This window comes from Streptomyces carminius (genome assembly GCF_002794255.1).
Lineage (GTDB): Bacteria > Actinomycetota > Actinomycetes > Streptomycetales > Streptomycetaceae > Streptomyces > Streptomyces carminius.
Map to the genome: position 1 here is coordinate 1 of NZ_PGGW01000061.1, position 24,950 is coordinate 24,950.

At 74.2% G+C, this 24,950-nt stretch carries 22 protein-coding genes and 1 riboswitch; of the genes, 11 read left to right on the top strand and 11 right to left on the bottom strand.

The features are described from left to right. Nucleotides 1-46: 46 nt before the first annotated feature. Together CUT44_RS20820 and tnpA are read right to left on the bottom strand one after the other, a co-directional pair. Entirely contained in the window at nt 47-1,267 is a 1,221-nt protein-coding gene (locus CUT44_RS20820) for an RNA-guided endonuclease InsQ/TnpB family protein (protein ID WP_100200528.1), read from the bottom strand. Further along, nucleotides 1,264-1,692, bottom strand: a complete 429-nt coding sequence (tnpA, locus tag CUT44_RS20825; protein WP_102248709.1) for an IS200/IS605 family transposase — start codon at nt 1,690-1,692, stop codon at nt 1,264-1,266. The genes CUT44_RS20820 and tnpA overlap by 4 nt, the downstream gene beginning before the upstream one ends. Nucleotides 1,693-2,070: 378 nt before the next feature. On the opposite strand from tnpA, the gene CUT44_RS20830 reads away from it, so the two are divergent. The 3 genes from CUT44_RS20830 to CUT44_RS20845 all read left to right on the top strand — a co-directional run bounded on the left by CUT44_RS20830 (nt 2,071) and on the right by CUT44_RS20845 (nt 6,640). After that, nucleotides 2,071-2,943: a helix-turn-helix domain-containing protein gene (locus CUT44_RS20830; RefSeq protein WP_100203452.1), complete on the top strand. Its 873-nt coding sequence runs from the start codon at nt 2,071-2,073 to the stop codon at nt 2,941-2,943. 170 nt (nt 2,944-3,113) lie between these two features. After that, a complete protein-coding gene (locus CUT44_RS20835) occupies nt 3,114-5,219 on the top strand; it encodes a sensor histidine kinase (protein WP_146252272.1) in 2,106 nt (701 codons plus the stop codon). 749 nt (nt 5,220-5,968) lie between these two features. Beyond that, nucleotides 5,969-6,640 carry a response regulator gene (locus tag CUT44_RS20845; protein ID WP_100203586.1) on the top strand — a complete coding sequence of 224 codons (672 nt, stop codon included), beginning with the start codon at nt 5,969-5,971 and terminating at the stop codon, nt 6,638-6,640. Between the two features lie 87 nt (nt 6,641-6,727). On the opposite strand, the gene CUT44_RS20850 is transcribed toward CUT44_RS20845, so the two are convergent. From CUT44_RS20850 to CUT44_RS20860, 3 genes are all read right to left on the bottom strand, one after another. Next, a complete protein-coding gene (locus CUT44_RS20850) occupies nt 6,728-7,459 on the bottom strand; it encodes an Atu4866 domain-containing protein (RefSeq protein WP_100203455.1) in 732 nt (243 codons plus the stop codon). A 92-nt stretch (nt 7,460-7,551) separates the two neighbouring features. Then, nucleotides 7,552-8,946: an amidohydrolase family protein gene (locus CUT44_RS20855; RefSeq protein WP_100203456.1), complete on the bottom strand. Its 1,395-nt coding sequence runs from the start codon at nt 8,944-8,946 to the stop codon at nt 7,552-7,554. Nucleotides 8,947-9,229: 283 nt separating this feature from the next. After that, nucleotides 9,230-10,279: an acetylserotonin O-methyltransferase gene (locus CUT44_RS20860; RefSeq protein ID WP_233221535.1), complete on the bottom strand. Its 1,050-nt coding sequence runs from the start codon at nt 10,277-10,279 to the stop codon at nt 9,230-9,232. A gap of 302 nt (nt 10,280-10,581) precedes the next feature. On the opposite strand from CUT44_RS20860, the gene CUT44_RS20865 reads away from it, so the two are divergent. Beyond that, complete coding sequence (locus tag CUT44_RS20865) at nt 10,582-12,135, top strand: PQQ-dependent sugar dehydrogenase (RefSeq protein ID WP_233221536.1); 1,554 nt, start codon at nt 10,582-10,584, stop codon at nt 12,133-12,135. Between the two features lie 174 nt (nt 12,136-12,309). Here CUT44_RS20865 and CUT44_RS20870 read toward each other — a convergent pair whose 3' ends face one another. After that, nucleotides 12,310-13,305, bottom strand: a complete 996-nt coding sequence (locus CUT44_RS20870) for a helix-turn-helix transcriptional regulator (protein WP_332888280.1) — start codon at nt 13,303-13,305, stop codon at nt 12,310-12,312. 127 nt (nt 13,306-13,432) lie between these two features. Between CUT44_RS20870 and CUT44_RS20875 the strand changes: the two genes are divergently transcribed. Further along, nucleotides 13,433-14,233 carry an SDR family oxidoreductase gene (locus tag CUT44_RS20875; protein ID WP_100203457.1) on the top strand — a complete coding sequence of 267 codons (801 nt, stop codon included), beginning with the start codon at nt 13,433-13,435 and terminating at the stop codon, nt 14,231-14,233. Nucleotides 14,234-14,281: 48 nt separating this feature from the next. Here the strand turns inward: CUT44_RS20875 and CUT44_RS20880 are convergent, their stop codons facing one another. Next, nucleotides 14,282-14,734, bottom strand: coding sequence for an MmcQ/YjbR family DNA-binding protein (locus CUT44_RS20880; protein ID WP_233221537.1), 453 nt, complete (start codon nt 14,732-14,734; stop codon nt 14,282-14,284). Between the two features lie 68 nt (nt 14,735-14,802). Here CUT44_RS20880 and CUT44_RS20885 point away from each other — a divergent pair, with 68 nt between their 5' ends. After that, nucleotides 14,803-16,026 (top strand): saccharopine dehydrogenase family protein, encoded by a 1,224-nt coding sequence (locus CUT44_RS20885; RefSeq protein ID WP_100203458.1) that lies wholly within the window; start codon nt 14,803-14,805, stop codon nt 16,024-16,026. A gap of 113 nt (nt 16,027-16,139) precedes the next feature. Here the strand turns inward: CUT44_RS20885 and mmpA are convergent, their stop codons facing one another. After that, entirely contained in the window at nt 16,140-16,319 is a 180-nt protein-coding gene (mmpA, locus tag CUT44_RS20890) for a morphogenic membrane protein MmpA (RefSeq protein ID WP_100203459.1), read from the bottom strand. Between the two features lie 330 nt (nt 16,320-16,649). Here mmpA and CUT44_RS20895 point away from each other — a divergent pair, with 330 nt between their 5' ends. Further along, on the top strand, nt 16,650-17,231 hold the full coding sequence (locus tag CUT44_RS20895; RefSeq protein WP_100203460.1) for a helix-turn-helix domain-containing protein: 582 nt from the start codon (nt 16,650-16,652) through the stop codon (nt 17,229-17,231). A 24-nt stretch (nt 17,232-17,255) separates the two neighbouring features. Beyond that, nucleotides 17,256-18,689 carry a CoA transferase gene (locus CUT44_RS20900; protein ID WP_100203461.1) on the top strand — a complete coding sequence of 478 codons (1,434 nt, stop codon included), beginning with the start codon at nt 17,256-17,258 and terminating at the stop codon, nt 18,687-18,689. A 95-nt stretch (nt 18,690-18,784) separates the two neighbouring features. Here the strand turns inward: CUT44_RS20900 and CUT44_RS20905 are convergent, their stop codons facing one another. Together CUT44_RS20905 and CUT44_RS20910 are read right to left on the bottom strand one after the other, a co-directional pair. Then, entirely contained in the window at nt 18,785-19,495 is a 711-nt protein-coding gene (locus tag CUT44_RS20905) for a DUF1707 SHOCT-like domain-containing protein (RefSeq protein WP_100203462.1), read from the bottom strand. A 92-nt stretch (nt 19,496-19,587) separates the two neighbouring features. Beyond that, a complete protein-coding gene (locus CUT44_RS20910) occupies nt 19,588-21,048 on the bottom strand; it encodes a glycine hydroxymethyltransferase (protein WP_100203463.1) in 1,461 nt (486 codons plus the stop codon). Nucleotides 21,049-21,079: 31 nt separating this feature from the next. Continuing rightward, a riboswitch (ZMP/ZTP riboswitch) is annotated at nt 21,080-21,173 on the bottom strand. A gap of 82 nt (nt 21,174-21,255) precedes the next feature. On the opposite strand from CUT44_RS20910, the gene CUT44_RS20915 reads away from it, so the two are divergent. After that, on the top strand, nt 21,256-21,477 hold the full coding sequence (locus CUT44_RS20915; protein ID WP_100203464.1) for a dodecin: 222 nt from the start codon (nt 21,256-21,258) through the stop codon (nt 21,475-21,477). Nucleotides 21,478-21,595: 118 nt separating this feature from the next. Continuing rightward, nucleotides 21,596-21,916, top strand: coding sequence for a GNAT family N-acetyltransferase (locus CUT44_RS20920; protein WP_100203591.1), 321 nt, complete (start codon nt 21,596-21,598; stop codon nt 21,914-21,916). A 99-nt stretch (nt 21,917-22,015) separates the two neighbouring features. Here CUT44_RS20920 and CUT44_RS20925 read toward each other — a convergent pair whose 3' ends face one another. Continuing rightward, nucleotides 22,016-23,365, bottom strand: coding sequence for a glycoside hydrolase family 16 protein (locus CUT44_RS20925; RefSeq protein WP_100203592.1), 1,350 nt, complete (start codon nt 23,363-23,365; stop codon nt 22,016-22,018). Between the two features lie 417 nt (nt 23,366-23,782). Between CUT44_RS20925 and CUT44_RS20930 the strand changes: the two genes are divergently transcribed. After that, nucleotides 23,783-24,799: a LacI family DNA-binding transcriptional regulator gene (locus CUT44_RS20930; RefSeq protein WP_100203465.1), complete on the top strand. Its 1,017-nt coding sequence runs from the start codon at nt 23,783-23,785 to the stop codon at nt 24,797-24,799. Nucleotides 24,800-24,950: the final 151 nt, after the last annotated feature.

The window sequence follows — 24,950 nt, forward strand, 5'->3', positions numbered from 1 at the left end:
CGTGACTCCACCCACGCGTAAACGCGCGGGCTTCCTGCGTCGGTGGCTAAGCCGCCGCGCAGAGGGCCAGCCCGGCCCTGTCGGAGATGTTCGAGGCGCCGACGTGGTCCGCGTTCGCGGTGAACCCACACGCCGTGCACTGGAACTTCGCTTGGGTGAGGCGGCTCTTGCCGTTCACGTGTCCGCAGCCGCCAAGGCTGGGCGGGCACGTGCGGGAGGTGTTGCGGGGGTCCACCGGGATCACGAGGCGACCGGCACTCTCAGCCTTGTTCGCCAGGATCGCGAAGAACTGTCCCCAACCCGCGTCGAGGATGCTTCGATTCAGCCCGGCCTTGGCGGCGGCACCGTTCGGGAGGAACGCGCCGTCGGTGCTGGGGCCGGGCTTGGGTGCCGGGCTCTTGGTCATCCCGGCGGTGTTCAGCCGCTCGTGTGCGATCACGTCGTTGTCGGCGACGAGCGCGCGGGCGGTCTTGTGGTGGAAGTCCAGGCGCTGCCGCCGCACCTTGGCGTGCAGCTTGGCGACCTTACGGGCGGCGGCCCGGTGGGCCTTGGTGCGCTGCCGGGTGCGCTTGGGGAACGTCGCCAGGTGCTGCTGTGCGGCGGCCAGCTCCTCAGCCACGGTGCCAAGGAAGCGCGGGTTCGGCGTGTGCTCACCCTCGGACGTGGTGAGGAAGTGCGTAACGCCCATGTCGACGCCGATGATCGCCCCGGTGGGCGGCAGCTCCTCGGCAGGCACGTTGTCGCAGGCGAGGACGACGTACCAGCGGTTCCCTTCGCGCTTGACGGTGATCGTCTTGACGCGGCCCTGTACGGGCCGGTGCTGGTGCACGCGGACGTGCCCGACACCTTGGAGACGGACGCGGGTCTGCCGGTCGTGCGGGGTGGAGTTCCAGCGACAGCCGTCGCCGTCCTTGGGGAAGGTGACGGTGTCGAAGTGACCGACGCCCTTGAACCGCGGGTAGCCCGGACTCTGGCCGGCCTTGACGCGCTTGAAGAACGCCTGGAACGCCTTGTCCAGGCGCCGCAGGGTGGCCTGCTGGGAGGAGAACGACCAGCGGCCCTGACGCTCCGGGTCGAACGCCCGGATCTCCTTGAGCTGGGCGGACTGGTCGCCGTGGCGCACGGACGTCTTCGACACGTGCCGGTAGGCGTCCCTGCGCTCCTGCAACGCGCCGTTGTACAGGGAGCAGTGGTCGGCCAGCATCTCGCCGAGCGCAACTGCCTGGCGGTTCGTGGGCCGCAGGAGGAACTTGTACGCCCGGATCACGAGCCGTCCCCCTTCTGCTTCTTCCACGGGCGTTCCCACTGGGTGTCGATGTACCGGCGAACAGTGTCTGCCGAGACAGCGCCGACCGACGCCGCGAAGTACGACGACGACCACAGCGTGGGCAGCTGTGTCTTGAGGTGCGGGAACTCCGCGCGCAGGACGCGCGAGGTGAAGCCCTTGAACTGGTTCGCGACGTATGACGCCGAGGACTTCGGGTCGTGCTTGACGAACAGGTGCACGTGGTCGGGCATGACTTCGAGTGCCACGATCTCCCACCCCCGTTCATCGGCCTTCTGGCGGATCAGTTCATCCAGGCGTGCCGCGACCCGTCCGCCGAGGACCGGGCGGCGGTACTTCGGACACCACACGATGTGGAGCCCGAGGTCGTACACGCCGCCGGAGAACCGGCGAACCTTCCTGGTCACGGTCACGCGTCGATTATATATGCGGCGCGTGTCTAACAGGGAGGTCGCGCCGTGGCCGAGGTGAACAGTGCAGATACGTGCACACAGTCGAGGTCAGAGCGGGCCAAAGAAGCAATTCCCCCACCGGCTAAAGCCGGTGGTCCCCTTGCTAGGAGGATTGATGGGGAGAACCTCTTCTCTCGTTCGCGTCTTCCCTCTTCGGGGATTTCCTGCTGACGTGTTCGAGCCTGCCCGGTGGCCGCGGCGCGATGAAGGCCGCGCTTTCCCTGGGAGTCCCACTCCCAGGAAGACGGGACGGCCGGGCGGGTAGCCGTACGGCGCGGAGGAGAGGTCGGATCGGAGGGTTCCGGCCCGGTTGCCGGAGGAACCCGTAGTCCTATGAGCAACGGGACACCTTTGAGCGATTTCCTCAGGGCCCGCCGGGCGGCCCTGCAACCGCACGATGTCGGTCTGCCCGAACACTGGCGGCGCAGGGTGCCGGGACTGCGCAGGGAGGAGGTCGCGATGCTGGCCGGGGTCAGCGCCGACTACTACACCAGACTGGAGCAGGGGCGCGAGAACAGCCCGTCCCCGCAGGTCCTCGACGCCGTGGCGCGGGCGCTGCGACTGGACGCGGAGGCCACCGACCATCTCAACCGCCTCTGCCGCACCGCCGCGCACCGTCCGCGTGGCCGGGGCGGGACGGACGTCAGCCCGCAGTTGCTGCAACTGATGGACGGCTGGGAGCACACTCCCGCCTTCGTCATCGGCCCGGCCCTCGACATCCTGGCGGGCAACTCGCTCGCCGTGGCCCTCCACAGCGGGTTCGACCGGTTCGACAACCTCGCCCGCATGGTGTTCGCCGATCCGGCGGGGCGCGAGTTCTACCAGGAGTGGGAGCGGGCCGCGCACTCCTGTGTCGCCGAGCTCCGGGCCGCCTACGGCCACGACCCCGAATCGGCCCGCATCGCCGAGGTCGTGGCGGAACTGTCCGCCCGGAGCGAGGAGTTCGCCCGGCTCTGGCGGCTGCACGAGGTCAGGAGCAAGTCCCAGGAGGGCAAGCACCTCAGGCACCCCCGGGTCGGGGACCTGCACATCGATTTCACGGCTTTCACGGTCAACGGGACCCCGCACCAGCAACTGGTGGTCTACCAGGCCGAACCGGCCAGTCCGACGGCGGCCGCCTTCGAGGCGCTGCGGGCCATGGCCGCCCGGCCGGAGCCGGTCCGGGAGGCCGCGCCCGCGGCGGAACCCGCCATCAGCGGACCGTAGCGGTGCGGGTGAGCAGGTGAGTACGTGAGCGCGTGCCCACCTGCCCACCTGCGCCCGGTGGCGGCCGGTCCCGCCGTGCCCGCGGGTCGTGCGGCCCTCGTGCCCGTGCCCCGTGACGGGCGAGGCTCCGCCGGGCGCGGGCCCCGTCGCCCGGGCCTACACTCGTGCCGGTGAGAGGGACTCGAGGCCTGCGCCTGCTTCTGCCCGGCCTGTTCGCGGTGGCGCAGCCGGCCCTGTGGTTCGCCGACATCCGGACGTTGGAGGAGCCTCCGGGCGTCACAGCGTGGATCACCGCTTTCGCCGCCACGGCGCTCACCGTGTGCGCGCTCGCCCGGCGGAACCGGGCGCCGCTCGCCGCCCTCGGCGTGATCCTCGCGGCTTCCGTGCTCGCGCGGCTTCTGGTACCGCCCGACACGCTGAGCCTGGTGACGGGGCTGGCGGTCCTGGTGGGGCTCTTCTCCGTCGCCGCGCTGCGCGACTGGCGCACCGGTCTGGGCGCGACCGCCGTCGCCGCCGTCGTCCAGCTCCTGCCGACGGCCGTACAGCACAGCTCCGGCTCCGGCTCCGGCGGTGCTCCCGTCTCCGACTGGCTCATCACCACCGGCAGCTACCTGCTGGCGTCCGCGCTCGGCGCCGGCCGCCGGCACTGGCTGCGGGAGCGGCGGGGGACGAAGGAGCGGCTGGACCGTGCCGAGCGGGAGCGGGCACAGGCCGTCGGCAGTGAACGGGACCGGCTGGCGAACGAGTTGCACGACATCAGCGCGCACCACCTCACCTCCGTCGTGGTGTCCGTCGAGGCCGCCCGCCGGCTCGGTGGCAGCAGGCCCGAACTGGCCGCGGAGGCACTCGAGTTCGCGAGCCGCACCGCACGGGAGACACAGTCCGCGCTGCGGCGTCTGGTGACGGTCATGCAGGTGGACGACGTACCGGCCCCGCGGTCGATGACCGCCTCGATCGAGTCCCTGATCGCGGGCTTCGGCAGGCTGGGCCGCCCCGTCTCCGTCTCCCTGCCCGACGACCTCTCCGGTCCCGTGGCGGAGGCGGCCCACGGCATCATCCGGGAGGCCCTGACCAACGCCCTGCGCTACGCGCCGGGTGCCCCGGTCGGTGTCCGGGCGGAACGGGCCGGGGACGGTGCCCTGCACCTGACCGTCGACAACGGCAGGCCGCCCGGCGGCACCGGCGGCGACCGGCTGGGTATCGGCTCCGGCCGCGGTGTGGCGGGGATGCGGCGGCGCGCCGACGCCCTCGGCGGGGAGCTGTCCGCCGGGCCCCGCCCCGACGGGGGCTGGCGCGTACGGGCCGTGCTCCCCGGCTCCCCGTCCGCACGGCCGGGCGCGGGGCGGCGGCGCGACTTCACCCGCGAGCAGCGGATCGCGGACGCGGCGGTCCTCGGCTCGGTCACCGTGGCGTCGTGGGGCTTCGCCCTGACGCAGACGGGGGCGGCCGGCCACGGGGTCCCGGCCCACCTGCTCCTGGCCCTGGTGCTGGCCGTGCACGCGCTGCCGCTGCTGTGGCGCCGGCGCGCTCCCTGGCTCACCCTCGCGGCGGTCGGGGCCACCGCCCTGCCGTGGCCGGTGCTGCTCCACGGCGGTGTGCTGCCGCCGTCCGCCGCGGACTGCCTGCTGGGCGGCGGGCTCGCCGAACTGGCCGCCGTCTACGGGGTCGCGGCCTACGGGCGCGTCCTGAGGCCGAGGTCGGCGTCCGCGGCCGCGGACGCGGACGCGGCCGCGGACCGGTACGGCCGCCCCCCGGCGGCGCGGCCGGCGTATCCGCCCGGTCTCCGGCTGACGTACCTGTCGGTCCCCGCCGCGGTCCTCTTGTTCGGTCTCCCGATGACGGCCGCCTTCGCCGCGGACGGGTCGCTGCTCGGGGATCCGGCCGGTGACCTCGTCAACGTGGTGTTCGTCCTCTACCTGGTGGTGGTGTTCCTCGGCCTGGGGTTCACGGCCGTGTGGCTGGCGGGCTGGTCGGTGCACATGCGCCGCAGGCGGGAGCTGCGCCGTGCGGACGCGGCGCTCACTGCCCTGCTGGCGAACACCCGGGACCTGGTCCACGGCGAGCGGCAGCGGGTCGCGGGCGGCCTGCGGGAGACGGTGCTCCGGCAGACCGACCGGGTGATCTCCGCGGCGGAGGCGGGCAGTCTGGACGAGGTCGCCACCGCCACGCGGGCCACGCTGGCCGCCATGCGCCGGCTGCTCGGGAGCCTGGACGCCGGCAGGGCCCCGGCGGCGCCCCGGGAGGCCGTTGTGCAGGGCGCCGCCCCCCGCGCGTAGCGACGGCCGGCGAGCCGGGGCCGGACATGTGTCCGGCCCCGGCTCGCCGGCCGGTCACTGTTCGTCGTCAGCGACGCGTCCCCCAGGGAGCATGTCCTCGCCGAGCAGTGCGTTCATCGGGCAAGGACCGTTCAGCGAACCCACACTTCCCAGTACGGAGCGTTCCAACGGCACTGGAACTCCCTGTACAGGCCCTCGTCGAGGAACGCCTTCCCTTCCATCTGGCACGTGTGGTGACTCCTCCACCCGCTGTCCAGGCGGAAACCGTCGGGGTCGGTGGGGGCGGCGGACGCCGAGCCAGCGGTCAGCGGAATGGTGACAGCTGCCATACCGACTACGGCAGCGGCGGCGATACGAGAACGCCAGGGCTTCATACATGTCTCCTTGTGGGCCGAGCTCGCCCCCGGCCGGCCAACGGCCGGGGGGCGACTTGCAGCGGGTAAGACGGCTCCCCCACGGCGGGCGTTCCGGATGCGTGCACGGATCCCGGTGAACACGTGACCAACAACGACCCGACGTGGCCGGTGAGTTGACCGTAGGGCGGCAGCCAGAAGTGCGGCCTGCGCGTCCGCGGGTTCTCCGGTCGGCACGCGCGTGGTGGCGACCGGGTCCCCGTTCACACGGTGGCCGCGTCCGGCTGCCCGTGGGACGCGTGCCGAACCGGTGTGCCCGCGGACCCCATGGGAGGATGCGGCGCAGGCGGCGGGCCCCGCCGTGGGAGAGGACGCGGGCGAGGAGAGGAGAGCGCCATCAGCATCCGTGTGCTGGTCGCGGACGACCAGGCGATCGTCCGCGCGGGTTTCGTGGCGATCCTGACGGCCGAGGCCGACATGACCGTGGTCGGTGAGGCCGCGGACGGGGACGAGGCCGTGTCGCTGGCGGCCGAGCTCGTGCCCGACCTGGTGCTGATGGACATCCGGATGCCCGGCATGGACGGGCTGACGGCCACCCGGCTGGTCATGCGGCACAGCAGCCGCACCAGGGTGCTGGTGCTCACCACGTTCGATCTCGACGCCTACGTCTACGAGGCGCTGCGCGCCGGAGCCTCCGGCTATCTGCTGAAGGACTCCGAGCCGGAGGACCTGCTGCACGCGATACGGGTCGTCGCCGCCGGAGACGGCGTCCTCGCACCCGCGGTCACGGGGCGTCTGATAGCGGCCTTCGCGCAGGGGGCCCCGGTCCCGGCGGACACCGCCGAGGCCCTGGGCAGCCTCACCCGCCGCGAACACGAGGTGCTGACCCTGGTCGCCACGGGCCTGACCAACGCGGAGATCGGCGCGCGTCTGGAGCTGGCCGTGGGCACGGTGAAGATCCATGTGAGCGCGTTGCTCAACAAGCTCGGTCTGCGGGACCGCGTGCAGGCGACCATCTTCGCCTACGAGAGCGGACTGATCCGCCCGTCGGGGCTGTCGGCTCCCTGAGCGGCTCCCCCTGCCGCCGACACCGGCGGGCCGGCCGCGCGGCCGTGTGCCGTGCGGCCGGCCGGGGAGTTCGCGGTGTGCGGACGGTCAGCGGCGGGTGAAGCGGTATCCCGCGTGGTGCAGGACGCCGTCCCGGAACTCGCCGAAGGCCCAGAAGCCGAGGTCGTCGAGGTAGTCGATGCGGTCGCCGTCGATCCAGTAGCGGCCCTGGTAGGCGCTGGGCCGGTCCCCCCGTGCCTCGTCGTAGCGCCCGTCGGGCAGCAGTTCCTGGCGGATGAAGTCGTTCTCGTCGACCCACATGCCCAGGTAGGGGTGGTCCGGTGTGGGGGCGGGCGCTTCGCGGGTCGTCTCCGCGGCGGGGTCGGTGACGGCGTCGGCGTCGAGCGGGCGGCCGTTCCAGAGGCGGACCTGTCCGTCCCGGACCAGGATGTCCAGGTGGGAGCCGCGGGCCGGCACCGCCCCGGCGGGGGTGCCGGGCGCGTCGGCCAGCCGCAGGACGGCGATGTCGGCGTTCTCGCCGGGGGTCAGGGTGCCGCCCTTGCCCGGCGCGGCGAAGTCGGTGGCGGCGGGCAGCACGAGGGTGCCCGCGCAGTCGACGACGATCATGTCGTCGTCCTCCGCGGCGGTCAGCAGGCCGGGGCCGATGCCCACGACCAGGGATCCGCCGACGAGGACGTCGGCCTCCTGCCAGTCGCCCATCGACGGGTCGCCGCTGATGACGGCTCCGCCGGTCAGCAGCAGCGGGCGCCCCTTCGGGTCGCGCAGCTCGCGCAGCACGTCGTCGTCGCGGCGGGGGGTCGTCCGGGAGGTGGTGCTCATGTCGGTACCTTTTCGGTCGTCGGTTCGGTGTGTGGTGGTGTGCGGCGGTGTGTGGTGCGGGCCTGTGGGCCGGGCCGCCGGGGCGGCGGTCCTCAGGCGGCCGTGGTGCCGAGCACGTACTCGCGGGAGGCGTGCACCTCGTCGCGCAGGGCGGGCAGGTCGACGTCGAGGACCCGGCCGTTCCACTTGCGGGGTTCGCCGTTGACGAGGACGGCGCTGATGTTGCGGGCGTCCGAGCCCAGTACGACGGTGCCGACCGGATCGTTGAGCGGCATGTTGTTGAGGTCCTCGGCCCGGATGACCAGCAGGTCCGCCTTCTTGCCCGGGGTGAGCGAGCCGGTGACGCCGTCCAGGCCGTTGGTGCGGGCGCCCTGGAGGGTGGCGAAGTCCAGGACGTCGCGGGTGGTGATCCGGACCGGCTCCCGGCCGGTGCCGTGGACGGCGTTGGCCGCGCGCATCCGCTGGATGGCGTGCAGGGTCCGCATCTGCGTGAACATGTCGCTGACCAGCGCCACTTCGACGTCGATGCTCAGCCCCGGGCGCACCCCGGCGGCGAGGGCCTCGTCCACGGCGGGGATCGCGGTCTCCAGCCCGATCTGGGCGTCGGAGGTGGGGGCCAGGGCGATGGTCGTTCCGGTCTCCCCGATCGCCCGCCATGCCCCGGGGGTCAGGCCGGTGGCGTGGATGAGCGTGACGTCCGGCCCGAGGAGGCCGTCCCGCTCCCAGTCCAGGACGGCCCGCGAGGAGGAGGCGCCGAAGACGGCGTCGACGCTGACGCCGATGCCCAGGTCCCTGGCGGTGCGGGCCAGTTCGGGGCCGTAGGCCAGGGCCGGTCCGGCGATCTCGTCGGTGGCCAGGGCGGCCAGCCGCAGGGTCAGAAGCTGGTCGTCGCCGGCGAAGTACTTCTCCTTCAGGCGGAACAGGTCGCCGGGCCACTGCCGGTCCCAGTCGCCGAAGTGCGGGCCCATGGCGGCGTGGACGCCCCGGATGCGGGTGTCGGCCAGGGCCTGGACGGCGGCGTCGGAGTGCTCGGGGGTGCGGGAGTTGTGGGAGAAGTCGAGCATGCAGGTGATGCCGCTGTCGATGGCCGTCAGGGCGGCGAGTTTCGTCCCGGTGTACATGTCCTCGGGCCGGTAGACCGGGGCGTAGCCGGCCAGGGTGGCCATGACGTATCCGGCGAGGTCGTCGACGTCCGGCATGATCCGGCGCAACTGCGTCTCCCACGCGTGCCGGTGGGTGTCGACGAAGCCGGGCGCGAGGATCGTGCCGGCGGCGTCGACGACCACCGCGCCGTCCCGGTCCAGGCCGGGCCCGACCGCGCGGATCGTCTCGCCCTCGACGAGCAGGTCCGCGTCGGCCAGGACGCCGAGGCGGGGGTCCATGGTGACGACGGTCGCGCCGGTGAACAGGATGCGCCGCCTCGGGTCGGCCGATCGTTGCCGGAGCTGTTCGAGTACGGCGGCGTCGGTGGTGCCTTCGCTGCTCATGGGGGTTCCTCTTCGTGTCGCCTTCGTGTCGCCGGGCCCGCCCGGGGTGGCGGGCCGGTCTCCAGCCTCCGCCCGTGCGGCCGCGGCAACCAGGCCGCTGTCTTCCGGGGTGCGACGCTCCCAGGCTCCCGTCCCGGGCCGGGCGCGCACATGGAGGCGGCGGGCAGGACCGGTGGTCCTGCCCGCCGCCTCCACGGCCGGTGAACGCCGCACCGCCTTCGTCCGCCGCCCGCCGCCCGCCGTCCGCGGTCCCGTCGGCGGGCTGTCGGGCCCTGAGCGGGGCTCAGGCCGGTATGAGCTCCAGGACATGGACCCGGGAGCCGGACGACGCGGCCGAGACCGGTGTCAGCCCGGCCCGCTCGAAGAGGGCCCCGAACTCGTCGAGGCTGCGTTCCCGTCCGGTCGACAGCGCCATCATGTTGAGGTCCATCAGCGGCTCCAGACCGGGCGTGCCCACCTTGTCGACCAGGAGCTCCATCACCAGCACGCGTCCGCCGGGCCCAAGGGCCGCCCGGCAGTTGCGCAGGATGCGCACGCAGGCGTCGTCGTCCCAGTCGTGCAGGACGAACTTCAGCAGGTGCACGTCCCCGGGCGGCACCTCGTCGAAGAAGTCGCCGCCGACGAAGGTGAACCGGTCCGCGACGCCCATGCTCGCCGCGGAGGCCTCCGCCTCGGCGGCCACGTGCGGGAGGTCGAGGACCACCCCGGTCAGTCCGGGATGCCGCCGCATGAGCGTCTGGACGAGGTTCCCGCCGGCGCCGCCGACGTCCACGGCGACCCGGGCGCCCTTGAGGTCGATCACGTCCGCCAGCTTGTGGGCCAGGCCGCGGGTCATGGCCGTCATGGCGTTGGTGAAGACCTCGGCCTCCCCCGGGTGGGCGGCGAGCCAGTCGAAGATGGGCGCGCCGAGGGCGGCCTCCGTCCGGGGGGCGCCGGCGCGGACCGCGTCCGCCAGCCGTCCCCACGGCAGCCAGTGCGACTCGGCCCCGCCCCACAGCGCCAGGTCCCGCAGGGAACCGGGCGCGTCGGAGCGCAGGGTGCCGAGCAGGGGCGTACCGGTGAACCGCCTCCCGTCGGTGGAGGCGGCCAGCCCCAGGGAGGCGCACGCCCGCAGGAACCGGAAGGCCGAGTCGGGGTCCAGGGACTCCGCCTCGGCCACCTCCGCGGGAGTGGCGCCGTCGGGGTGCAGGTGGTCGGCGATACGCAACTCGGCCGCGGTGCGCACCACCTGGGTGACCCAGTAGCCGGTCATCATCTGGAGCATCCGCCCCGTGTCGTCCACCGGCCGTCCGGTGGAGCCCGCCGCGACGAAATCGTGCTCGAACAAAGTCATGCGTCGAGCTTCGCGCCGGGAAAGCGCCCCGGCGTCGTCCGCCGAGAGGAACACCGGCTAGGCCGCCGGACATAGTCCTGCCGGCAGGCGGCACACCGGACGGCCGGACCGGAGGACCGGAAGTCGCGGGAGAAGCCTGGTGTGCGGGCGGACGAGTAGGTACGGTCCGACGGGCGTACCGGGACGTGGAGTTCGGGCCGGTCCCGTCGGTTCCGGCCGGGCACGGCTCCCGGCGGACGGCGGGCCCGCGGCCCGTGCCACGCCCTCCGCGCCGAGGAGACACCCCCACCCCTGGAGCCGATGTGTTACGACGCCGCTGGACCGGTGCGCTGCTGCTGGCGCTCTCCATGGTCCTGATCGCCCCCCTGTCCGCGTCCGCCGACCCACCCGCAGCCCCGTCCGCCGCCGCGGCCCCGGCGCCGCCCGCCGCCGCCCCGGCGCCGTTGGAGGACGTCACCGCGTCCACCGTCCAGGTCGCCTCCGGCCTGCGGCGCCCCACCGCGCTCGTCGCGCCCGACGACGGGACGGGCCGGCTGTTCATCACCGAGAAGGCCGGCACCGTCCGCGTCTACCACCCGGACACCGGCCTCGCGGCGGACCCGCTCCTCGACGTCTCCGAGGTGGTGGACATGTCGGGCAACGAGCGCGGGCTGCTCGGCATCGCCCTCCCGCCCGACTTCGCCGACAGCCAGGAGCTGTACCTGGCGTACACGGCGCTGCCGGACGGCGCGGTGACCCTGGCCCGCTACCGGCTCGGCGACGGCGGCGGCCTGGAGAACCTGCTGTCCCAGGAGCACTCCGAGTACAGCAACCACAACGGCGGCCAGCTCGCCTTCGGCTCCGACGGCCACCTGTACTGGAGCATCGGCGACGGCGGCGGCTCCGGCGACCCCTTCCGCAGCGGGCAGCGGCTGGACACCCTGCTGGGCAAGATCATGCGGATCGACGTGAGCGGAAGCTGCGGCGAACTCCCCTACTGCGTGCCCGAGGACAACCCGTTCGTCGGTGTCGAGGGCGCCCGCGAGGAGATCTGGCTGTACGGGCTGCGCAACCCGTGGCGGTTCTCCTTCGACAGCGCGGACGGTTCGCTGTGGATCGGCGACGTCGGCCAGGGCCGCTGGGAGGAGATCAACCACCTCACGCCCGAGCAGGGCGGGGCGAACCTCGGCTGGTCCTGCTACGAGGGCCTGGAGGTGTTCGAGCAGGAGCACTGCCTGCCCGACACGGAGTACACCGAGCCGGTCTTCACCTACCCGCTGGGCCTCGACGGCAACTGCGCGGTCATCGGCGGACACGTCTACCGCGGCGAGGAGTTCGCCGACCTGGTGGGCGGCACGTACATCGCCACCGACTACTGCTCCTCCACCGTCTGGGCGCTGCGCGAGGACGGTGACGGCGGCTACCTCCAGGCCGAGATCGGGAAGACGGCCACCCAGGTGACGGCGATCGGCACCACGCCGGAGGGTGAGTTCTACGCCGTCAACGACCTGCCCGGCGGCCTGCACCGGGTGGTCTTCGAGGAGGCCGGTCAGACCGAGCCCACCTGCCGGGTCGACTACGAGGCGACCACCTGGGGCACCGGGCTGACCGCCGAGATCACCGTCACCAACACCGGCACCGAGCCGGTCACCGGCTGGACGCTGTCCTTCGCCCTGCCCGAGGGCCAGCGCATCGTCGGGGACTGGAACGCCACCTTCGCCCAGGCCGGCACCGTCGAGGTGGGCAACGCCGCGCACAACGGGACGATCCCGCCGGGCGGCAGCGTCAGCGTCGGCTTCGTGGCCTCCCACACCGGTGACACGTCCGCGCCGGAGGAGTTCTCCCTCAACGGGGACGCCTGCGCCGTCGGGGGCTGACCGTCCGCCGTGTGCCGTGTGCCGTGTGCCGTGTGCCGTGTGCCGTGTGCCGTGTGCCGTGTGCCGCGCGTCACGCGGCGTACGGCGTCCCGCACCGCCCCGGGCCGGGGACCGGCCCGGGGCGGTGCGGGCGGGAGCACCCGGGGCACCCGCCGCCGGCCGGGGTGCCGGAGGTCAAACGGAACGGTCCTCCGTGGCCCCGTCCGTGGCGCCCGCAGTGCTCGCGGCGTTCCTCGCGGCGGGCCCGTCCTCACCGGACGGGCGCGGGGCCCCGGTGGGCTCGGCGGCGGCCCCGGTGGCCGGTACGGCGTCGGCCCCGGTGGCGGCGAGGCTGCCCAGCAGGTCCAGTGCCTGTTCGGACGGGCTGCCCGGCTCGGCGTGGTAGACGACCAGTTGCTGGCCGGGCGCGCTGTTCACGGTCAGCGACTCGTAGTCCAGCGTCAGCTCCCCCACCAGCGGGTGCCGGAAGCGCTTGGTCTCGTGGGTCTTGCGGCGGATGTCGTGGCGCGCCCACAGCCTGCGGAACGTCTCGCTCCGCAGCGACAGCTCGCCCACCAGCTCGATCAGGTGGGGATCGGCCGCCTCGGTGCCCACCGACGCCCGCAGGGCGGCGACGGTGTTCTCCGCCACCCGCTCCCAGTCGGGGTAGAACTCCCGCGCATCCGGATCGAGGAACACCAGCCGCACCAGGTCGCCGCTGTGGGTGTGGCCGTCGAACAGGGCGCGGCCCAGGGTGTTGTGCGCGAGCACGTCCAGCCACGGGCCGAGGATCACCGCCGGGGTGCGGTGCCAGCCCGCCATCAGCCGCAGCAGTTGCGGGCCGACCCGCTCCCGCCGCCGCGCGGCGGGACGGCGGCGCCGGCCGGGCGACGGGCGCGCCAGCCGGTGCAGATGGGCCGTGGCGTCCTCCTCCAGGCACAGCACCCGGGCCAGCGCGTCCACCACCTGCGCCGAGGGACTGCGCTCCCGGCCCTGCTCCAGCCGTACGTAGTAGTCGATGCTGACCCCGGCCAGCATCGCGACCTCCTCGCGGCGCAGCCCCGCCACCCGGCGCCGGTGACCGGGCGGCAGGCCCACGTCCTCGGGGCGCACGAGCGCGCGGCGGGCCCGCAGGAACTGCCCGAGCGGGTTCTCGCTGTCCATCGCGTCCTTGGCGTCCTTGGCGTCCATGCGTTCGACCGTACGGCCGGGCGGGGGGGAAGGGGAGCCGGAAGGGTGGGCGGGACACTCCTACGATCCGCTCTCCCGGAGAACGCGCGGCCTGGTTGCCCGGCCGGGCCCGCCGCACGGTGGTGGCATGACGAACTCATCCGGCACATCCACCACCGCACCGGCCACCGCCCGTCCCCTGACCGGACGGACCGCGGTCGTCACCGGTGCCACCAGCGGGATCGGCGCGGCCACCGCCGTCCGGCTGGCCGCCGACGGGGCGAGCGTCGCCCTGCTGGGCCGCCGCGAGGAGCGGCTGAAGGAACTGGCCGACCGGCTCCGCCCCACCGCGACCGGGGAGATCCTGCCGGTGCCCGTGGACCTGACCGACTCCGCGGCGGTCGGCGGGGCCGCCCGTGCCGTCCGCGCCTCGCTCGGCCCCGCCGACCTCGTCGTGGCCAACGCCGGGGCGATGCTCGGCGCGCCCTTCGAGTCCGCCGACACCGGCGAGTGGGACCGCATGATCGACGTCAACCTGCGCGGACTGCTGCACACCGCGCGGGCCTTCACCGACGACCTGCTCACCGCCGCGGCCGGTGACCGCCCGGCGGACCTGGTGACCGTCGGCTCCGTGGCCGGGCACCAGCTCTATCCCGGCTGGTCGGCCTACTGCGCCACCAAGGCCGCCGTGGCCCATCTGGTCCGCAACCTGCGGGCCGAGTTCGGACCGCGCGGGGTCCGGGTGCGGAACGTGGAGCCGGGGGTGACCGTGACCGAGCTCGGGGACGACATGCGGGACGCGGGGATGCGGGAATCCCTGGCGGGCATGCGCACCGGGATCACTCCGCTGGCCGCCGAGGACATCGCCGACGCCGTCGCCTACTCCGTCGCGGCGCCGCGCCATGTGAACATCGCCGAGCTGGTCGTCGTGCCCGTCCAGCAGGGCTGAGCCCGCCCGCCGGACGCCCGCCTCCCCGTCCCGCCGCCCGGCCGCCGCTCAGGTGCCGGGCGGCGGCGGGCGTTCGGCGTCGAGCAGCGCGACGGTCCGTTTCGGCGCGACGGTGCGGTAGCTCTCCTCCACCCAGTCGCACAGCAGCTCCGCCGGCGGCGCGCCGGGCCCGCCCAGCGGTACCGTCACCCAGCCCGCCCGGCCGAGCCCGTAGCCGGTGGGCACCGCGCCCGGTACGGCCATCGCGTGCGCGTGGGCCTCGGGGCCGGTGAGTTTGACGGTGATCCCGGGCGGGGAGTCGCCCTCCTCGCGGTCGAGGAAGACGAAGATCTTCCGGTGCACCTTGACCACGCACTGCTCCCAGGGGAAGTCCTCCCAGGCCCCGGGCAGCGCCAGGGCGAACTCCCGCACCCGCTCCCGTACCGCCCGGGGGCCCGCGGGTGAGCCCGCGGAGGGCCCGGCCCGCTGCGCTGCCCGCTGTTTCGTCATACGGTCGGCCATGGGGTCCACCGTAGGGCCGGGCACCGACAGACCGCCGTCAGCACACCTCCACACACCTCGGGAGCAGCATGCCGACCGCACAGCCGACGCCCCGGAAGAACGACCGCGGTGACGACCGCGAGCACGACGTGGTGCTGTTCGGCGCCACCGGCTTCACCGGGCGGCTGACCGCCGAGTACCTGGCCGCGCACGCCCCCGGCGGCTGCCGCTGGGCGCTCGCGGGCCGCAACCGCGAGAAGCTGCTGCGGCTGCGCGGGCACCTGGCCGGGATCGATCCGGCCCACGCCGAACTGCCGCTGCTGCACGCCGATGTCGACGATCCCGCCGCGCTGCGCGCGGTCGCCGCCGGCACCCGGGTGGTGGCCACCGCCGTCGGCCCGTACCTCCGCCACGGAGAGCCGCTGGTGGCCGCCTGCGCCGAGGCCGGGACGGACTACGTGGACCTGGCGGGCGAGCCGGAGTTCGTCGACCTGATGTACCTGCGCCACCACGAACGGGCGCGGGAGACCGGGGCGCGGCTGGTGCACTCCTGCGGCTTCGACTCCGTGCCGCACGACCTGGGCGTGCTGTACACGGTGCGGCAGCTCCCCGAGGGGGTGCCGCTGCGGATCGACGGCTTCGTCCGCGCCCGCGGCAGTGTCTCCGGCGGTACGTTCGACTCCGTCCTGACCGCCTTCTCCCGCCTCCGGCAGACGGCCCGGACGGCGCGTGAGCGGCACCGGACCGAGCCGCGCCCGGCCGGGCGCCGGATCAGCACCCGGGCGGAGCGCCCGCACCGCAGCCGCGCGGCGGGGGCGTGGGCGGTCCCGCTGCCGACCATCGATCCGCGGGTGGTGGGCCGGTCGGCCGCCGCGCTGGAGCGCTACGGCCCGGACTTCCACTACCGCCACTACGCCGCCGTCCGCCGGCTGCCGGTGGTCGCCGGCACCGTGGCCGGTGCCGGGGCGCTCCTCGCACTCACCCAGCTCCCGCCCGCGCGCCGCGCGCTGTCCGCGCGGCTGGCCCCGGGCACCGGGCCGGACGCCGAGCGGCGGGCGGGGAACTGGTTCAAGGTCCGCTTCTTCGGGGAGGGCGGCGGGCGGCGGGTGGTCACCCAGGTGTCCGGCGGCGATCCGGGCTACGGGGAGACGGCGAAGATGCTGGCCGAGTCGGCGTTGTGCCTGGCCCTGGACGAACTGCCGGAGACCTCCGGACAGGTCACCACGGCGGTGGCGATGGGGGACGCGCTGACCGGGCGGCTGGAACGGGCCGGAATCGCCTTCCGGGTGCTGTCCCGGGAGGGAGAGCCCTGAGGGAACGGCGGTTCCGCGGGACGGCGGCCCCCGGCGGAGCGCCGTCCGCCGGGGGCCGCCGACGAGGCCCGGGTGCGCCCCGGGCCGCACCGGGCCGCCCCGGGCCGCTCCGGTCAACCGCCCAGTGCCCAGCTGCCTATGACGTAGACCATGCCGACCAGCCACGCCACGGCGAGCGTGCCCGCCAGCGCGAACGCCACGGTGAGACCGCGCTCGAGCCCGCCCCCGGCACCGAAAGGGGCGGCGGTGGTCATTTCCGGGTGTACGTGGGTGTTCTCCATGATCCGCTCCATGCCTTCCAGAGTGCCGTGAACAGCCGGGCCCAAACATCCGTACGGGTACTCAGCCGTGTTGTCGATCAACGTACTCACGGACACTGACAACCTGATCTTGGTGCGCCGGCCGCGGATCGCGGGTTCCGCCGGGGGTCGCCCTGGGCCTGCGGGGCCCCGGGGGGCAGGAGCTTCGGGAGCGGGGGCTCCGGCGGTACCGGGTCCCGGCTTCCAGGACGGTGGCACCCATGCCGGCGACGCCCCGCCGGAAACGGGGGTTCCCCGTTCCCGGCCCCTGTCGGCACACCGTCGGGGTTGCAATATTTCTTGCCGGTTCGGCAGGGTGTCCGTATGGCAGACGAACTCGACGACGTCCTGTCCGCCGTGGGGCCCCGGCTGCGGGCCCTGCGGCGGCAGCGCGGCATCACCCTCGCCGACCTCTCCGTGACCACCGGCATCTCGGAGAGCACGCTGTCCCGGCTGGAGAGCGGCCGGCGCAAACCCAACCTGGAGCTGCTGCTCCCGCTGGCCCGGGCGTACAGCGTGCCGCTCGACGAGCTGGTCGGCGCCCCGCACACCGGGGACCCGCGCATCCACTTCCGTCCGGTACGCCGCCACGGGCGGACGTTCGTCCCGCTCAGCCGACGGACCGGCAGCCCGCAGGCGTACAAGGTGATCATCCCGGCCCGGCCGGACGTGGCACCGGATCCGGAACCGAACAGCCACGAGGGCTACGAGTGGCTCTACGTCCTCAGCGGCAGACTCCGGCTGGTGCTGGGCGACCGGGAGCTGGTGCTCAGGGACGGCGAGGCCGCGGAGTTCGACACCCATGTCCCCCACTGGCTGGGCAGCGCCGGGGACACCCCGGTGGAGCTGCTCATCCTGTTCGGCAGCCAGGGCGAGCGCGCCCATCTGCGCGCCCGCACCGGGTAACCGCCGAAGCGGCACAATGCCCGCATGGAGCAACGGTCATGGGCCCCGCTGTGGGCCGCGCTCGGCGGCGATCCCGCCCTGCCGGAACGGGTCCGGCACATCCGCCGCGGCGGAGCGGCGGGCCTGCTGCCCGCCCGGCTGCCGGTGGCGGAGCTGGCCCGGTCCGCGGTCGCGGTGTGCGCCCTGGCGGCCGCCGAGTGGGCGGCGTGCCGCACCGGGGGCGCCGTACCGGCCGTGACGGTGGACGACGGCGCGGTGGCCACCGCGTTCACCAGCGAACGGCACCTGCGGATCGACGGCCGCCCGGCGTCCGTGTTCGCCCCGCTGTCCCGCTTCTGGCGCACCGGGGACGGCCGGCTGCGCACCCACGCCAACTACCCGCACCACCGCGCCCGGCTGCTGGCCGCGCTCGGCGTACCCGGCAGCGCGGCCGGGGCCGACGGGGACGGGGACGGTCCGGTCGAGGCCGTGGCCGCCGAACTCGCCCACCGCCGCGCCGAGGAAGTGGAGGAGCTGGTGTGCGGGGCGGGCGGGCTGGCCGTCGCCGTGCGCACCCCCGGGCAGTGGGCGGCGCATCCGCAGGGCGCGGCCGTGGCCGGGCTCCCCCTGGTGGGGCACGGGCGGCTGGACGGCGCCCCGCCACCGCCCGCGCCGCCCGGCGGCGACGGCGGGCCGCGCGTGCTGGACCTGACCCGGGTCATCGCCGGTCCGGTGGCCACCCGCACCCTGGCGCTGCTGGGCGCGGACGTGCTGCGGATCGACGCGCCGCACCTGCCCGAGAGCGCGGACGCGCACGCCGACACCGGGTTCGGCAAGCGGTCGGCGCCGCTGGACCTGGGTTCCCCGTTCGGCCGCCGGACCTTCGAGGAACTGCTGGCCGCCGCCGACGTGGTGGTCACCGGCTACCGGCCGGGCGCCCTGGACCGCTTCGGGCTGGCGGCCGGGGAGCTGGCCGCGCGGCGGCCGGGGCTGGTGGTCGCGGAGCTGAGTGCCTGGGGCGGGGCCGGGACCGGTCCGTGGGGCGGCCGACGGGGTTTCGACAGCCTGGTGCAGGCGGCGAGCGGCATCGCGGTGGCCGAGGCGGGGCCCGACGGCGTTCCGGGCGTCCTGCCCGCGCAGGCCCTGGACCACGGCACGGGCTATCTGCTGGCCGCCGCGGTACTGCGCTCGCTCACCGACCGGCGGCGGTACGGCGGGACCCACCGGGTGCGGCTGTCGCTGGCGCGTACCGCCCACTGGCTGCTGCACGAGCTGCCGGAACGGACGCCGGGATCAGAATCGGGGCCGGGGCCCGCGGACGCGCCGGGCGGCCACGACCCCGCGCCCTGGCTGGCCGGGACCGGCAGCCCCCTCGGGCGGCTGCGCCACGCCCTGCCGCCGGTGGAGTACGAGGGCGGGCCCCGTACCTGGGCCCGCCCGCCCGGGCTCCCGGGCGCGGACGAGCCGGTCTGGCGCTGAGCGGCGCGGCGGGTACGGCCGCCCCGCGGTCCAGCCGCGCGGCGCCCCGCCGTCCGGACGGCTCACCGCGCGTCCGGACGGCGGGGCGCACCGGATCAGTGCAGCCGCCCGTGACCGTGTCCGCGGCCGTGCCCGTCCTCCGGCCCCTCGCCGTCCCGCGGTTCCCCCCGCTGCCCGCGCAGTTCCTTCTCCTCCCGGCGCCGCCTCGGCTCCCGCTCGCCGGGCTTGCGCTCCGTGCCGACGCCGCCCCAGAACGCCAGGCCGGTGACCACCACGCGCGGCGCGCCCGGCTCCCCCGCGCCGACGGCGTTGTGGTCGAAACCGCCCATGACGCCGATGCCGCGCACCTCGACCTCGGCGTCCTCGGGAACGACGACGCTGATACCGCCCATGATCGCGAAGCAGCGGATCTCCACCTCGCGGTCCTCGAAGCGTGCCTCGCGCAGGTCGATCTCGCCGCCGCCCCAGAAGGCGAAACCGGTGAAGCGGCGGGGCGCCGTCCACGGGCCCCTGCGCACGAAGCCGCCCATGACCGCCACCCCGCTCCGGGAGGTGGGACGGCCGCCGAAGCGCTCGGTCCAGCGGCGGCGGCCGGGCCGCTCGGGCTCCGGCCGCCCGGCTCCCTGGGGCAGGTCCCGCACCAGCGGGGCCAGTTCCCCCTGGGTGCGGGCCCGGTAGGCGGAGTCCAGCCGCTCCTGGAACTCCGCCATGTCCAGCCGTCCCTCGGCCATCGCCTCCCGCAGCACCTCGGCCACGCGCTCCCGGTCGGCGTCGGAGGCCCTCATCTCGGGCAGATCCTCGGTCATGGCGGAAGGTTACGCGCCGGGCCCGCACCGGGTCGGACCGGAGCGGGCCCGGACCGGCCGGGCCGGGCGCCGGGCAGGGCGCCCGGCCCCGGTCAGCCCAGATCCACCTGCGGGTACAGCGGGTGGCCGGCCAGCAGGTCGGCGGCGCGTCCGGCGACGGACTCGGCGATCTTCGGCTCCAGGGTGTACTTCGCCTTCGAGGGGGCGCCGGCCGCGGTGGTGCCCGGCTCGGCGGCGGTCAGGACGGTGTGGATCAGATCGGCGGTCTCGTCCATCTCCGCGGTGCCCAGTCCGCGCGTGGTCAGCGCCGGGGTGCCGACACGGACGCCGGAGGTGTACCAGGCGCCGTTGGGGTCGCGTGGCACGGCGTTGCGGTTGGTGACGATCCCCGAGTCCAGCAGCGCCTCCTCGGCCTGGCGGCCGGTGAGGCCGTAGCCGGTGACGTCGATGAGCACCAGGTGGTTGTCGGTGCCGCCGGTGACGAGGGCCGCGCCGCGCCGGGTCAGCCCCTCGGCGAGGGCGGCGGCGTTGTCGACGATCCGCTGCGCGTAGGTGCGGAAGTCCGGCTGCCGGGCCTCGGCCAGGGCCACGGCCTTGGCGGCCATGACGTTGGGCAGCGGGCCGCCGAGCACCATGGGGCAGCCGCGGTCGACGTGCTCGGCGAGCGCCTCGTCGCACAGCACCATGCCGCCGCGCGGACCGCGCAGGGACTTGTGGGTGGTGGTGGTGACGATGTTGGCGTGCGGCACGGGGTCGAAGTCGCCGGTGAACACCTTGCCCGCGACCAGCCCGGCGAAGTGCGCCATGTCGACCATCAGGGTGGCGCCGACCTCGTCGGCGATCTCCCGCATGATCCGGAAGTTCACCTTGCGGGGGTAGGCGGAGTAGCCGGCCATCAGGATGAGCGGGCGGAACTCGCGGGCGGCGGCGCGCACCGCGTCGTAGTCGAGCAGGCCGGTGGCCGGGTCGGTGCCGTAGCTGCGCTGCTCGAACATCTTGCCGGAGATGTTGGGGCGGAAGCCGTGCGTGAGGTGGCCGCCGGCGTCCAGCGACATGCCCAGCATCCGCTGGTCGCCCAGCTCGCGCCGCAGGGCCGACCAGTCCGCCTCGGTCAGGTCGTTGACGTGCCTGGCCCCGGCGCGCGCCAGGGCCGGGGCCTCCACCTTCTGGGCGAGGACGGCCCAGAAGGCGACGAGGTTGGCGTCGATGCCCGAGTGGGGCTGGACGTAGGCGTGGTCGGCGCCGAACAGCTCGCGGGCGTGCTCGGCGGCGAGCGCCTCGACGGTGTCGACGTTGCGGCATCCGGCGTAGAAGCGGCGGCCGATCGTGCCCTCGGCGTACTTGTCGCTGAGCCAGTTGCCCATGGCCAGCAGGACGGCCGGGGAGGCGTAGTTCTCGCTGGCGATCAGCTTGAGCGAGGCGCGCTGGTCGGTGATCTCGGCGGCGATGGCGTCGGCGACGCGCGGCTCGACGCGCCGGATCACGTCCAGGGCGCCGGCGAAGGCGGTGGACTCGGTGGTGCGCGGCGGGGGTCCGGTGAACTCGGCGGCCATGAGGGCCCTCCTCGACGTCCTGTGCGGCAGTCCGGGCGGCCCAGGCGCACGGCTCTTCTCGCACGGGGCGAGGGCCGCTCCCCGATGGTCGATCCCATCCCTGCGCGCCAGTCACGGCCCGTTCGCGAGCCTAGCACTCGCGGACCGCCCGGCCATGGGGCACCGTGAAGGGGAACCGCTCTTCCCCCACGTTCACAGGAGGTCACCATGAGCGACCACGTCTACCGGGTGTCCGAGATCGTCGGCACTTCGCACGAGGGCGTCGACCAGGCGATCCGCAACGGAATCGAGCGTGCCTCGGAGACCCTGCGCCATCTGGACTGGTTCGAGGTGACCCAGGTCCGCGGCAACATCGCGGACGGCCGGATCGAGCACTACCAGGTCGGGCTGAAGGTCGGCTTCCGGCTGGAAGGGCCCGAGGCGGACTGACCCGCCGTCCCCCGGACCGGCGCACACCGGCGCGAGGAGGAGTAGGAACGCCGGTGCGTGGCACTCGACGGCCATACAAAATGCGCAAATCGGTCACCCCGGAGGGACTCAGATGGCCATGACAGCCACCAACACCCCGGTCACGATCGTCGACGCACCGTCCCGCGGGCGGTTCGAGGCGCGGATCGGCACGACGCTCACCGGCTTCGCGGACTACGTCCGCGACGGCGGGGTGGTCCACTGCCCGCGTGTGGTGGTTTCCCGGCCCTTCCTGGGACGGGGCATCGGCGACCGGCTCGCCCGGGCCCTGCTGGACGACGTGCGGAGCCGGGGGCTGCGGGCGCGGCCGGAGTGCCCGTTCGTCGAGCAGTGGATCGAGCTGCACCCCGAGTACCGGGAGCTCGTCGCCGCCGGTCCGGAGGACTCCGCGGCCGGGTGACGGCCGGACGGCCGGCGGGTACGGCCGGCGGGCCGCCGCCCGCCGGCCGTACCCGGTCACCGTGTGGTCACCGCCGGTCCGCGCCCTCGCGGGGCCGGGTCACGGGGTGGTCCACTTCTGGCTGGCCTTGCCGGTGCAGGTCCAGATGTGCGTCTTGGCACCGTTGGCGGAGCTGCCGTCCTTCACGTCCAGGCACTTGTCCGCCTTGGGGTTGACGATGTCCCGGGCGGGGGTGACGACCCACTGCTGGGCCGCGCTGCCGTTGCACTCCCACAGCTGCACCTTGGTGCCGTCCGCGGTGCCGGCGCCGGAGACGTCCAGGCACTTGCCGAGCGCGCGGATGGTGCCGTCGCCGGCGACGGTCCACCGCTGGGCGTCGTTGCCCTGGCAGTCGTGGATCTGCACCGGGGTGCCGTCGGCGCTGTCGCCCCAGGCCACGTCCAGGCACTTGCCCGCCAGGCCGGTGATCTGCCCGGTGCGCCCGCCGCCGTTGCCGCCGTCGCCGCCGCCGTCACCGCCCTTGGTGACGCGGACGTAGTCGACGACCATCTTCTGCGGGAAGGAGGTGCTCGCGTCGGGCAGGCCGGGCCAGTCGCCGCCCACCGCCAGGTTGAGGATCAGGAAGAACGGCTTGTCGAACACCCACTGGTCGCCGCCCAGGTCGGCCGGGGTGCGCCGCTGGTAGACCTGGCCGTCCACCGACCAGGTGATGGAGTTCGGGGACCAGTCGACGGCGAAGGTGTGGAAGTCGTCGGCGAACGCCCGGCCGCCCGGGAGGGTGTAGCCGGCGCCTATGCCCTCACCGGCCGAGTAGCCGGGGCCGTGGAGGGTGCCGTGCACGGTGCCCGGCTCGTAGCCGACGTTCTCCATGACGTCGATCTCGCCGCTCCTGGGCCAGCCGACGTTCGGGTCGCCGATGTCCGCGCCCAGCATCCAGAACGCGGGCCACATGCCCTGGCCCCGCGGGACCTTGATGCGGGCCTCGACGTGGCCGTAGGTGGTGGTGAACTTCCCGGCGGTGTTCATCCGCGCGGAGGTGTACTCGCACCGGCCGTACCAGCACTGGTAGTCACGCGGGTTCTCCTTGCGGGCGGTGATCACCAGATTGCCGTCGCCGTCGAGCGCGGCGTTGGCGTTGCCCGGGGTGTAGTACTGCCGCTCGTGGTTGTTGCCACTGTTGTCCCCGGTCTCCAGGCTCCACTTGGAGCCGTCGACGGCCGCGCCGGCGGGGCCCTCGAAGTGGTCCTCGAACAGCACCTGGGCGGCGGCCTCGGCAGCCTCGGCCGAGGTGTCGGAGGGCCCGGCGGAGGCGGTGCCGTTGACCGTGATGGCCACGGCCGCGGTCGCCAGGGCCGCCACGGAGGCCCAGATCCGGAGACGGCGGCGCCCCGTTCTCCGCGGTGGGGACGAGGGCTCGGAGGTGTGGGGGTCGTGGGGGGCAGGGTGCATGGTCACCACTTTCGTCCGTCGTGCGGTACCGGCGGTGGGGGGCCGGTACGGGTGCGGGCGGCCGGTGTCGGCCCACCCGCGGTGGGGGGCGCGCCGGACGGCGCGGGTGACAACCCCGCGCCGTCCGGGCTCAGTTCAACCGGTGAGTCAACTCTCGGGTAACCCGGATCGTCAAGGGCTTGGACAAGACCAATGGCTTCAAGTTATGAACATGAGAGCGCTCTTGAGAGCGCTCTCAGATCGTTGCAACCAATTTTTACGTGAAGTCTTGACGGCGGTCCTCACGGCCGTTTGACTCCCTGCCCATGTCCGGGACCGGTTCCGGGACCGGTCCCGTACGGGCCGCCGTTCCCGTTTCCGCCCCCTGTCCGCCACCCCGTCCGCCGCGAAGCCGCGCCGACCCGCCGAGGAGCGTCCATGCGTGTCACCATCGCCGACGTCGCCCGTGCGGCCGGGGTCAGCAAGTCGACCGTCTCCCGGGTGCTCAACGCCAAGGACGAGGTGGACGCCGGGACCGCCGAGCGGGTGCGCGCCGTCATCGCCCGGCTGGGCTATGTGCCCAGTTCACGCGCCGTCGAACTGGCCCGCGGCCGCGGCCGTACGGTCGGGGTGCTCGCGTCCTCCCTCAGCTGGCCCTGGACCGCCGAGGTCGTCCAGGGAGCACTGGACACCGTCGAGGCGGCCGGATACGGGCTGCTGCTGTTCACCCGCAACCACGGCCCGAGGTCGATGGCGCGGTTCGCCGGACAGATCTCGGCGGCGGCGTTCGACGGGCTGCTGGTGGTCGGACCGCAGGACGCGCTCGACCCCGTCGCCGCGGCGCTCCGCCCGGACCTGCCCGTCGTGCTGGTGGACGACCGCACCGACCGCCCGCGGTTCCCGTCGGTGACCGTCGCCAACACCCTCGGCGGCGAGCTGGCGGCGCGTCATCTGCTGGCCCTGGGGCGCCGGACACCCCTGGTGGTCACCGGCCCGCCGCACTTCGGCTCCGTGCGCGGACGGCTGGCCGGCTTCCTCGGCGCCCTCGAAGCGCACGGGGTGGAACACGACCCGCGCCGCACGGTGGAGGGCGACTTCACCGAGCGGTCCGGCGAGGAGGCGGTGGAGAAGCTGCTCGCCGACGGCATCACCCCGGACGCCGTCTTCGCCCACAACGACCTCTGCGCGGCGGGCGCCCTGCGGGCCCTGCGCACGGCCGGCCTGCGGGTGCCCGGGGACGTCGCCGTGGTCGGCTTCGACGACATCCCGCTCGCCGCGTACACCGATCCGCCGCTGACCACCGTCCGCCAGCCGCTGCGGGCGATGGGCGAGGCGGCCGCCGCCCTGCTGCTCGCCCGGGTGAACGGCGGTCCGCCGCCCGCCGGACCGGTGGTCCTGCCCGCCGAACTGGTGGTGCGCGGCTCCGCCCCCGTGCCCCTCACCCGGACCCCCTAGCCCCCGGCCCCCTGGGCACCACCCCCCACCGCACCGACCCCCATCCGATTCCGACCCGCATGCCCGTTTCGAAACTTTCCTGAGAGCGCTCTCACCTCTCTGAGAGCGCTCTCAGGAGCCCGGCGGCCGACCGCCCCCGACATCCGGCGGC